Source organism: Corynebacterium sp. HMSC05D03 (genome assembly GCF_001807205.1).
Classification (GTDB): domain Bacteria; phylum Actinomycetota; class Actinomycetes; order Mycobacteriales; family Mycobacteriaceae; genus Corynebacterium; species Corynebacterium aurimucosum.
The window spans coordinates 60,408-71,473 of record NZ_KV788190.1; the positions used below are offsets into that span (position 1 = coordinate 60,408).

An 11,066-nucleotide genomic window follows, 5' to 3' on the forward strand; every position below is an offset into this window, starting at 1 on the left:
AAGACATGTCTGTTGAAGCACGCGCCCTATCGCTGCGGCGCCTGATGCGCGATTCCGCCGCAATCCGGCTCCTGGCTGCGGACAACGCGCCCGTGATTCTGGCGTTGATTGCGGAGTACTTCCCGCGCGGCACCCGGGCGCGCCCAGCAGCAGAGGTATACGAGCTCATGGTCACCGATTTCGAGGTTTTGGCCAGCGAGTTTTCCATGCCCCGCACGCCACAGAACTACTGCAATGACTGGGTCAAAGCCGGCTGGTTAATCAGAAAGTCCGGCAAGAGCTCCCACGGTGAAACGCTCGAGCCCAGTGAAGATGCGCTCTCGGCACTCGAAGCCATTGAGCGCTGGGAAGCACCGGTGACCGCGGTGACGGCCTCACGGGTGGAATCGATCAGCTCGGCGCTACAAAGGCTGGCGCGGGATACCAACGAGGACATCGCTAGCCGCGTGGCCAGCTTGGAAGCAGAACGAGACCACATTGACCGCGAGATTGAGAAGGCACACCTCGGGCAGTTTGAAAGCCTCACCGCCGCGGAGACGGAAGAGCGTGTCCAAGACGTACTGAACATGGCCATGGCCGTGCCGAGTGATTTCGCCCGGGTTCGCCATGAGCTCGAGGCCCTCAACCACCAGCTGCGCCGACAGCTCTTAGATCCGGAGGGCTACCGCGGCGAAGTGCTGGAGGAAATCTTCAATGGCGTGGACCACATTGCGGAGTCGGAGGCCGGGCGTAGCTTCCGCGGCTTCTATTCCCTCCTGATGGATAGGGAGCGCAGCGCCTGGTTGGACCAATGGATCAAGGAGGTTCTGGAAAGCGAGCCCGGGCAGCAGCTCGCCCCGGACAAGAGGCAGCGGCTGCGCAGCCTCTTTCGCGATATGGAGGAAACCAGCTTCGAGGTCAACCAGACCATGACCGGGCTGGCGCGCAGTTTGCGCAACTACGTCTCCTCCGAGCAATTCGCGGAGGACCGGCGCATGATTGAGCTGCTGCGCGAGGCCCGCGGCATGGCCATTGATGCAGCACAAAACTCCGAGCTGAAGGCCTTTCACCGGATGGACACACCACTGCAGCGCATCGGCATGTCGATTCATTCGGTCTCCCGCATCCGCCTGGCCAACCCCGGGCGGGAAGTCGTGGAGGAGGCGCCAGTGGCCTACAAGCCCGGCACGGAAGACCCGCAGGCGCTTTATGAGCTGGTCCGCGAATCAGAAATCGACTTCGAGGAATTGCACGAGGCGGTACGCGGGGCCGTCGCCAAGTCCGGCCCCTGCACTATTGGCCAGGTGCTGCAGGCCTATCCTCCGACGCAAGGTCTGGCCAGCGTGGTGGGTTTGGTACATATCGCGGATTCCCACCCGCTGCGCTCGCTGAAAGAATCACACGAGACAGTCACGTGGACCGAGGAAGACGGTACCTTGCGTTGCGCCCAGATCCCCACCATGTATTTCGATCACACCACCGTTAAGGAGCTACAGTGACCGCCGCTAACAGCCCCCGCGTCGATGCCGCGCACGAGCCGCCGTTGTGGGAACACGATAAAGGAACGCTGACCTACCATTCGCGGCGCGCGCTGGTGCAGCTGCTGCAGGGCCCGCTCATTCGCGCGCAGAAGGAACCGGTACTGTGGGCGGCCATTATCTCCGACGAGGAGAACCTACGCGCCCGGTTGCACGAGGTGTTCCTGGAGCTCGTCGTGGATGAGACGGAAGGCTTCGCATTCACCCGCATGGTGGAGGAAGACAGCTTGAGCATCCCGCAGGTGCTGCGCACGGACAAGCTCAAGCACATCGACACCGCCATCTTGTTGAACCTGCGCCAGGAGCTGGGCCTCACCCTCCCCGGCGAGCGCGTCATCGTGGACGTGGAGGATCTCCGGGAGAGCATCGGCTATGTCTGTGCGGTGGATAACCGCGACGAGGCCGGCTTCACCAAACGCTTCAACGCGGCAATGAAACGTATACAGAATGACTATTCCCTCATCAGCGCCACCGAAACCGAGGGCCGCTTTGAGGTTTCCCCGGTGCTGCGCCAGCTTTTCGACGCCTCCACGGTCTCCGCCATCCGGGATGAATACGCCCGCCTGGCGCAGACGGAAGACCAGGATGAGCAGGAACCGGAGCAGAAGCAAGAGCAGGAGGATACCTCCGATGACTAAGAACACCACCTACTACCCCGGCCAATTCCGCATCAGCCGCATCCAGCTGATTAACTGGGGTACTTTCCATGGCTACTTCTCCATCCCAGTAGCCCGCAAGGGTTTCCTCATTACAGGCGGCTCGGGTTCCGGCAAGTCCACGTTGCTCGATGCCATGTCTGCGGTGCTCGTTCCGCAAAGCCACGTGAAGTTCAACGCGGCCTCGCAACAGGACCTCGGGCGGCACAACGGGCGCAACCTCGTCTCCTATGTGCGCGGCGCGTGGCGGCAGCGGGAGAACACGCAGACCGGTGAGATCGCCCCCGAGTACTTGCGGGAGGGCGCCACCAACTCGGTCGTGGCGCTGACCTACGATAACGGCGCGGGCAAGCAGCACACCCTCATCGCCATCTTCCGCCTCAACGGCGGTGAGAACTCAGTGAGCCAGATCAAGAAGTTGTATGGGCTGGTGCCGGGCGACGAGGACATCGACAAGCTCAGCCCCTTGCTCACCCGCAGCCTGGACACCCGCAAGATTAAGGCCATGTACAAAGGCCCCGGCGCGTCCTTCACGCCGACCTACACCACGTTCGCGGACCGCTTCCGCAAACGCCTAGGCATCAAGAATGTGGAGGGCCAGCTACTTCTCCACCGCACGCAATCCGCGAAGTCCCTCTCCAGCCTGGACCAGCTCTTTAGGGACTACATGCTGGACCGTCCGGCAACGTTTGAGAAAGCGGATGAGGCCGTCGAGCAATTTGAGGATCTGCGCCAAGCCTACTTAAGGGTCGAGGACGTCAAGGCCCAGATTGATACGCTCGCTCCCCTGCCCCAGCTGCATTCCCAGCGCACAGGCGCGGAGGAGGACAAAGCACAAGCGGAGGCTATGGCTGAGGCACTGCCAGCGGTACGCGCCCGCTTGGTGGCAGAAGAACTGGACGTGCGCATTCGGGCCCTGTCAGCGCAGTTGGTCGAAGCCCAGTCTCAGGCCGCATCCCTTGAGGCCGATGTTGCTCACCTCGATGACGCAGAGCGCCTCGCCGCAGTGGCCGTCTCCCAGCTCAGTTCGGGTGAGCTCGATGCCTTAAGGGCCAAGATAGAAACCGCCGAAAAAGAGATTGAGCACCGCACGAAGGAGTTCCAGCGCCTCAGTGCAGCGGCCGGACAGTGGACTGATCATTACGAGCTCAGCCCGCATGGCTTCGCCCAACTACAGGCCAACGCGAAGATCCGCATCGCGGACTTCGAGGCCGATTTCGAGGACCTCATCAACCACCAACAGGAGGCCGGCGTGGCCGCCCGCGACGCCGCCACCGCCTGCTCCACGCTGGACAGCGAGCTGCGTTCCTTTAGCTCGCGGAGAACCAACATCGATAAGGCCTTGGTGGAGCTGCGCTCGCAACTGGCCCGCGATACCGGCTATGCCGAGTCCGAGCTCCCCTTCGCCGGCGAGCTCATCGATATCAGCCCGCACCAGAGCGAGTGGGAGCCGGTGCTCCAGAAGCTGCTGCACAATTTCGCCGCCACCCTGCTCGTGCCCGAAGCCGCGCGGGAGGCCATCAACCAGTGGGTCAATTCCCGCAACGTGGGCACGCGCTTGGAATACCGCACCATCCCGGAGTTCGCCCCGGCGCCGGCAGCGGCGCGCAGCCCGCGGCAGCTCATCCACAAACTCGAGTTCCAAGACCACGCCATGGCGAAGTGGGTGCGCCACCATATTTCGCGCCGCTTCAACTACGAATGCGTGGACTCCGTAGCGGAATTGGAGAAGGCCACCTTGACCCCGGCCATTACCCGCGATGGCCTGGAAAGCCGCCCCAAGGACAAGGACGGCTCAACGCGCTTCATCAAGGATGACCGCACGCGCTTTAACGGCACCGCCTGGTACCGGGTGGGCTCCACCAACACCGCCAAGATTGAGTTGCTGCGCTCCCAGCTCACCGAAGCCAAGGCCACCGCTCGCGCTACGGCCAAGCGGGTTCAGGACTTCAACCGGAAGATGGACGTCCTGCGCTCCCAACGCGATAAGGCCCAGCAGGTGCTGGATACCTCATTCCAGGACATCGACACCGCCTCCGCCGAGGCCCGCAAGCGTGATCTGCAAGAACAATATGACTCGCTCGCCTCTTCCCCGGAGGCCCAGGCGCTGGCCGCCGCGCACGCACAGGCCAAGCAGAAGCTCAACGCCGCCCGCACCAAACTCAACGAGGCGCAGAAACACCTGGGCAACGTCGAAGGCGAGCTCGATCGCTCCACCACTCGCCGCCGCGGCATCGGCCCCGTGCCGGACATCGCGGACAAGGACATTGAGACAGCAGTCGTTGAAGCCCTGCACAAAGGCAAGCGCAGTCTCACAATCGATGACATCGATGCCCGCCGCGATGAAGTCCAGGCCAGTTTGCAACAGACCTCCCGCACGGCCGCGCGCCGCATCGAGGAGGCCAACGACAAGATCGTCTCCGTCCTGCACGCCTACCTGTCCGAGTGGCCCGCGGAGGCCGCCGACTTGGAACCGCAGGCCAGCTTCGCCGGCGAGGGCATCGAGAAGCTCAAGTTCCTCCGGGCAGACCGCCTGGCTGATTTCCGCGCCCGCTTCCTCGAGTTGCTCAACGGCCAGACGGTGCGCAACCTCTCCCACCTAGCCACGGATCTGCGCCGCGCCCGCAGCGATATTGAGATGCGCATGGAGTACATCAACAAATCCCTGGAGCGCTCTCCCTTCAACGGTGAACGCACCCTGCGCATCGAAGTCAAGGACGCCCGCGGCCAGGTGGTCCAAGAATTCCAGCGGGATCTCGATGCCGCCACCTCCCACAGCCTGGCGGAAGTCACCGAGGATGATCCAGCGGCAGCCATTGCGCGCTACCACGCCTTGGACAAGATCTTAAGCCGCCTCGGCTCCAGCCAGCCGGAGGATATCCGCTGGCGCAACGTGGTTTTGGATACCCGCCGGCACGTCAGCTTTGTCGGCCGCGAGTGCTACCCCGATGGCACGACGGCCAACACCTATCAGGACTCCGCCTCGCTCTCTGGCGGCCAGGCTCAGAAGCTCGTCTTTTTCTGCTTGGCCGCGGCCCTGCGCTTCCGCCTCGCGGAGCCGGACCAGGACGTGCCCACCTATGGGTCCATCATCTTGGATGAGGCCTTTGACCGCGCGGACCCCACTTTCACCCGCACCGCTATGTCCGTCTTCGCGTCCTTTGGATTCCACATGATTCTGGCCACGCCGTTCAAGCTCATCCAGACTCTCTCGCCCTATGTGGACGGCACCATCGTGGTCAGTTACGACGAGCCCACCATCGACGGCCGCCCGCAGGCACGCACGGGCTACAAGCTTATCGACGCCTCCACCACCCACGACCCCCAACAACCCGACCCCAAGGATCCCGACGATGCGGACTCCTAAAGACCTGCAGGCGCATGCCGCCAAGTACCTGCGCAACCACTTCGCCGATGCACTCGCCGATCCCGATGCTCTCAACCTTGACTGGCCGCTGCACCCGCCAACAGCTACGGCCGCCGCCCGCGACATCAAGGCCACGAGGGACTTCATCCGCGCCTGGCAGCGCTGGCCTCACCAGGAAGAGGTCATCTATGAATCCCGCAATTGGTCCCGCGCGGGTCTTGGCGCCAACGACGTTCCCACCCGCGTAGTACTCACCGGCGCCGCGCGCATCGCGGCCGCCGCGGGCCTGATGCCTGACTACAACCGGGCCCTCCAGCGCGCCCAGGACATCGCCGCCATCTTCCCGGACACCCCGGAGTTCGCACATACCGTCCACCGCTCCTACAACCAATGGAAGGATTTAAGCGCCTACGATCTACGCTGCCTTGGACCGTGTTTGACCTGGCTGCGCGCCAACCCCCACTCCGGTGAGTGGGAGCGCGCCGTGCCAGTCGAAGGCGTGGACGGCAAGTGGATTGGTAACCACCGCCGCCTGCTGTTGACACTCCTTGCCCCCTTCGGCATCACGGACTTGGGCCTGCGCCGCAGTGATGCCCGCCTGCGCCTGCGCTACCTCAACCACGCCCCAGCACTCTCCGATATCGAAATCCCTCTCGCCGACGCCGTCAAGCTATTCCCCGACGCACCACCCCGGGTACTCATCGTGGAGAACAAACAAACCTTCCTGGCCCTGCCCACGCTTGCCGACGCCTCCCCAACCACCATCGCCCTCCTCGGCTCCGGCACCGCCGCCCACCAACTCCAGGCACTGGACTGGCTCCACCGCACCGACATCACCTACTGGGGCGATCTTGACGCCGCCGGCTTTGCCATCCTCAACGCCGTGCGCGCCCACTTCCCCCACACCACATCACTGCTCATGGACCCCGCCACCGTCACCGCATTCCAGCACCTCGCCGTCCCCGACCCCGGCGACGGCTCCGCCACCCTCACCCACCTCACCACCGACGAGCAACGCGCCTACCGCTTGCTTTACACCAAAGGAAGACTGCGCATCGAGCAGGAGCGGATTCCTTTTGTGCACGCCAACGCAATGGTCCAAGAGGCCCTCGGTGGCGGCTCAACGCAAAGCCACTAACACCCCAAGCACACTAAAAATGACCCTCACCTGCCAGTAGCCCCGGTGAGGGTCGAGCAGCTGTACGCAAAGTAGGACTGCCCCTACCAAGAATTATGCCCAACGAGCGCAGAGATAGTCAACGCCTGCGTCGCAATAATGAGCCGGCAGTCAATCGTCTCGATGAAGCAAACATCAATCTACGAAGCCATCATCACCAAGCCCATCAAGGTACGCGCTCCAACTTTTAAAGACATCAGCAAGCAGATGTAATGGTGCTTCATCAACGTCGTCGCAGTGCCGAAACTCCTTTAGGCTGAATGCTGCCGCGCCGACCGCGATAGCGGTTCGGATAGCCACTTCGTAGGTTTCAATTGCATTGCCGCAGCTTCCGATATCTGCTGAGATCGCTATTTCAATTTGGCGGACTACATTGTGGTGCACTGATCGATTGAACTCGTTGTACATCTCACGACCTTTAAACCCATCAAAATACGTCTCAACCAGATCCGTATACGGCAATAGTCTGTGACGCCTGCCGTACCCCTGCGATGCAAACGCTTGCCTAATTTTTTGATGCGCCTCCAAAGCGTCATGAAGCTTGGAATCGGGCCTTGCAGCGTCAGAGTTCTCGTACCCATTTATCACGACGTTTACCGCTCGAGCGGTTCTAACCCACGGGTCTTCTTGCTCATTCACATACATTACTAGAGCAGCGTTTTCTAGAGCAGGCCTGGCAAGAATTGATGGTGTAAGCGGATACCGAATATCGGACTTCAGCAACAGGCCGATCGAGTGCAAAGCTGCACCCGCGGCTTGCAAGGCCGCCGCTGTTAGCTCATCAGGAAGTCGAGAAATCCCCCATTTTTGAGCCCCACGAATCTTAGGCTCAAATTCCGCCTCAAGGGCATCCGCAGCTTCTGCAGCAAGAACTCGAGGTGAACGAGCCATCTCATTTACAGTGTGCGCTGCGACCTCACAATGTGCGCCAAGCCCCTTCAGAGGAAAGTAGTGCTCATACTCAGCAAACGAGTTTTCCAACGGATAGCCCTGCACAAACTATCACCCCATAGCCTTTCGCACATGTTCACTATACCGAATCGTGCGTAAGGCCTAATCTCCGGCCTCTTGACCTAGCAGTCCAAACTACCTAGATATACCTAGACCAGTCATGCATGTCTAAGTGCGCTTGAATTGCTCGAGCTTTAAACTTTATTCTCTTTTTCTCTAGAGGGTTATCGGCATACTGGAGTAATTCTTCAGCTGCTTCGCGTGCTTGATCGGAAGTAAGCACCATTTCAATAGGAGTACTCTGGCTCCCCGCGAGATACAAGTAGATAAAGCGCGTTCCGTCAGGAGTCTTTCCAACGCCTACGAAATAGTCTTCCCCTTCATCCGTTATTTTAGTTACACTAAACCCTGACGGTAGATTACCGGCGTTCCCTAGAAAAGGCGCCACCAAAGACCGCAAAGCATCTGCGATTTCAGGCACGCCAACTTTTTCACCAACTATTCTTTCCACAAGATGCTCAGAAGCATCTGCGTCAACTTTTCCAAGCAGGGGACCTACCGCCAGGTTCAGCCTGAGAAACAACCAGCAAGCCGCCCAGCCAGTCCGCTTGTTACCATCGCAAAGACTTTGCGTGGTGCAGAAAGAATGCAGAAGTGCTGCAGCTTTATCCCAAGCGGTTGGAAACGCGTCTCTCCCGAGAACAGTAGTCGCCGGTCGGTTTACATTTGCTTTAAACTGATTGGAATCACGGATTTGCAGAGGGGACCCACAAGCCAATTCCCCAACGATTAGGACTTCCTCTTCGTTGGGATAAATGGTCAAGCTAGACGGCGGTTAAGTTCCGCGGACCAATTGGCAATCTCCCGCCCTAAGTACTCAACGTAGCGGCGACGGTCTTCCTCATCCATATCTTGGACCTGAGTTACAGAAGTATTAATGTGGTCAGGTCTTGAAACGGTCGACTTTGTCAATTTAATCCCTCCTTCGCCCTTCAGTAGTCAGCACCTGCTTATTTCAGAGATTAGCACTCGTCGGAGAATTTGCGTAGAGGAAGTCATCACCCCTCCTTTCCCAGGAGGACACGTACACCTGAAGCGTCTTTCACCTATCAGTGAGACTCTTCTTAACGACAACCGAGTTGTGTGTGAATGTCTAGAGGCCACCTCAACGCTCCACTTGCTGCGCCTGTCCGGCACTCCCGCCAGAATCAAAGCTTGACTGTTAAGGCACGCACTCCATCACTGCGCCCAGAAGGCCCTCCAAAAAGCTCTGGAGCCTACGCGGCTCCAGGCGACAACGTTCCGGTAACCGGCTCGTCCTGCGATTATTCTAAGCAATACAACGCTAGGCCGACAAGGCCTTTAGCCGCACACCGTCCGATAAACTAGTTCCGATGCACAAGGAACACGCACCATGACTAAACAGGAACGCCTCCAAGCACTTGAAACTCGCGTTAGCGAATTGGAGTCTCAGGTAGCCCAACTACTGCAGGCCCTCGGTCATGCTCCTTCGCGCCCTAGTACTGCAGACACACCGCCGTCGGCGAACGTTCACTCTGAAAACCGCTCACCGGAAGAGAAGATTGCCCTCTTCATGGATTACTTCACGGGTAGGACAGATGTCTACGCAGTGGCCAAAAATACTGCGGGAAAGAAGGCTTGGTACCCGGCTAGCAACGGCTACTATGACCGAAGAAATCCCGACCTAAAACCCCTGACGCCCAAGGTGATCGAAGGACACCTTCGCCGGGACAACCGCTTCCACGTTGGGCTTTATCCACTGTGCATAGATGATAGTTGCCGGCTGTTGGTCTGCGATTTTGATGATGACGACTTCAAGCAAGCCGCCCGTGCCTACGCCGAAGAATGCAAGAACCACGGCCTCGATCCACTCATAGAGGTTTCACGATCAGGGAACGGAGCTCACGTCTGGACATTCTTCGGCGAACCTATTCCGGCTAGTCTCGCTCGTTCTGTAGGCATCGGACTTCTGGCCAAGGCTAGCCCGGATTCCTACTTCTCCAGTTTCGACCGGTTCTTTCCGTCCCAAGACACACTGCCGGCGAAAGGCCGCGGTTTCGGCAACCTAATTGCCCTCCCATTAGCAGGTCACCATCGCTCTGAAGGAACAACAGTCTTCGTCGACAGTAATTTTCAACCTTTGCCAGACCAATTCGAGGCTTTGGCAAGTACGAAGAAGTCAACGCTTTCCGCGCTTAAGAGAATCTACGCTGCGCTTCAACCAGATCCGGAAACCTCCCTCCCCCAGGCACCCACCCGCGAAGAGCTGAAGAAACTCAAGGCCGCCGGAAAGGTCCATGTCACGCACGATTCACATGTCCACGTCGATTTATCGGGCGTCGACGCCACCACCCGTACGGCCCTGCGGCACCTAGGCGCTATTGCCAATCCGCAGTTTTATATAAAACAGGCTCAGCGTTTCTCAACTTTCGGCACTCCACGGCTCATCGTACGTTTTGATGAGAAGGACCAAGTCCTCACGCTCGACCGCGGCACGCTCGATGACGTCGTCGACATCTTGAAGACTGCCGGATATACCGTCACACGTCGCGGACGTACGCCGAAACCTCAGCGCATCGATGCGTCATTCGCCGGCGAACTACGCCCCTACCAGCATTCCGCCGTTAAACAGATGCTCAAGCACAAGTCTGGAATGCTCATTGCTCCTCCCGGTACCGGAAAGACCGTCATGGCGTGTGCAATCATTGCCCAGCGTTCAGTCCCTACCGCAGTCATAGTTCCATCCAGGGAGCTAGCTACCCAATGGCGCCAGGCCCTCAAGCGGTTCCTCCCGGAAGTTCAGGTTGGGCAATACTCAGGCACCAGAAAGAAGCTAAGCGGAGTAATAGACATTGTCACTGCCCAATCCATCAGCCGTAGCGATTCCAAGACTGACTTTCTCTCCGACTACGGCCACATCATCGTTGACGAATGCCACCGAGTCGGCGCTGCGGGTTTAACCCACGTCCTCGCGCACCTCAACGTTCGCTTTATGCTCGGAATGACCGCGACGCCTTACCGCTCCGACGGCCTCGATAAGTTGCTTCCCCTCATTTGCGGCCCTATCCGCCATACCGTCGAGTTCGAGCGCCCCGGACGCCGCGACTACGTAGTCCACAACACCGAGTTCACTTACGACTCTCCTTACCTGTTCTGGCCCGACCTCGACACCGCTCTGGCTGCGGATGAGGACCGCAACCGCCTCATCGCCAATGTCATCACTCAAGCAGCGCAGGATAAGCACACGGTCCTCGTCCTAGTGAAACGACGCGAACACCTCGCGGCCCTCAACGCCCTGCTTACCGACGCCCCCCTTCCCCATCCTTCAGCTACACGGCGGACAAAAGGGGCCCTTCCGGTTTTAGAGTGCGTTGATT

Annotated in this window: 7 protein-coding genes; 5 read left to right on the plus strand and 2 right to left on the minus strand. The window is 59.6% G+C overall.

The features are described 5' to 3' along the window. Positions 1-5: 5 nt before the first annotated feature. Genes HMPREF3147_RS10975 through HMPREF3147_RS10990 form a run of 4 tightly spaced genes read left to right on the plus strand, consistent with a single transcriptional unit; the run spans position 6 to position 6,678 of the window. The gene (locus HMPREF3147_RS10975) at positions 6-1,478 is read left to right on the plus strand and encodes a DUF3375 domain-containing protein (protein ID WP_070447524.1); all 1,473 of its coding nucleotides are present in this window, start codon (positions 6-8) and stop codon (positions 1,476-1,478) included. After that, complete coding sequence (locus HMPREF3147_RS10980) at positions 1,475-2,155, plus strand: DUF4194 domain-containing protein (protein WP_070447527.1); 681 nt, start codon at positions 1,475-1,477, stop codon at positions 2,153-2,155. Before HMPREF3147_RS10975 ends, HMPREF3147_RS10980 begins: the two co-directional genes overlap by 4 nt. Next, positions 2,148-5,540: an ATP-binding protein gene (locus tag HMPREF3147_RS10985; RefSeq protein WP_070447530.1), complete on the plus strand. Its 3,393-nt coding sequence runs from the start codon at positions 2,148-2,150 to the stop codon at positions 5,538-5,540. The genes HMPREF3147_RS10980 and HMPREF3147_RS10985 overlap by 8 nt, the downstream gene beginning before the upstream one ends. Further along, positions 5,527-6,678, plus strand: coding sequence for a DUF3322 domain-containing protein (locus HMPREF3147_RS10990; protein WP_070447533.1), 1,152 nt, complete (start codon positions 5,527-5,529; stop codon positions 6,676-6,678). The genes HMPREF3147_RS10985 and HMPREF3147_RS10990 overlap by 14 nt, the downstream gene beginning before the upstream one ends. 174 nt (positions 6,679-6,852) lie before the next feature. Here HMPREF3147_RS10990 and HMPREF3147_RS10995 read toward each other — a convergent pair whose 3' ends face one another. Both HMPREF3147_RS10995 and HMPREF3147_RS12750 read right to left on the minus strand, forming a co-directional pair. Beyond that, entirely contained in the window at positions 6,853-7,713 is an 861-nt protein-coding gene (locus HMPREF3147_RS10995; RefSeq protein ID WP_070447536.1) for a hypothetical protein, read from the minus strand. A gap of 94 nt (positions 7,714-7,807) precedes the next feature. Next, positions 7,808-8,491, minus strand: coding sequence for a type II toxin-antitoxin system death-on-curing family toxin (locus HMPREF3147_RS12750; RefSeq protein ID WP_141740740.1), 684 nt, complete (start codon positions 8,489-8,491; stop codon positions 7,808-7,810). A 591-nt stretch (positions 8,492-9,082) separates the two neighbouring features. Here HMPREF3147_RS12750 and HMPREF3147_RS11000 point away from each other — a divergent pair. Further along, a partial coding sequence (locus HMPREF3147_RS11000; RefSeq protein WP_070447538.1) for a TOTE conflict system archaeo-eukaryotic primase domain-containing protein occupies positions 9,083-11,066 on the plus strand: 1,984 nt, incomplete at its 3' end.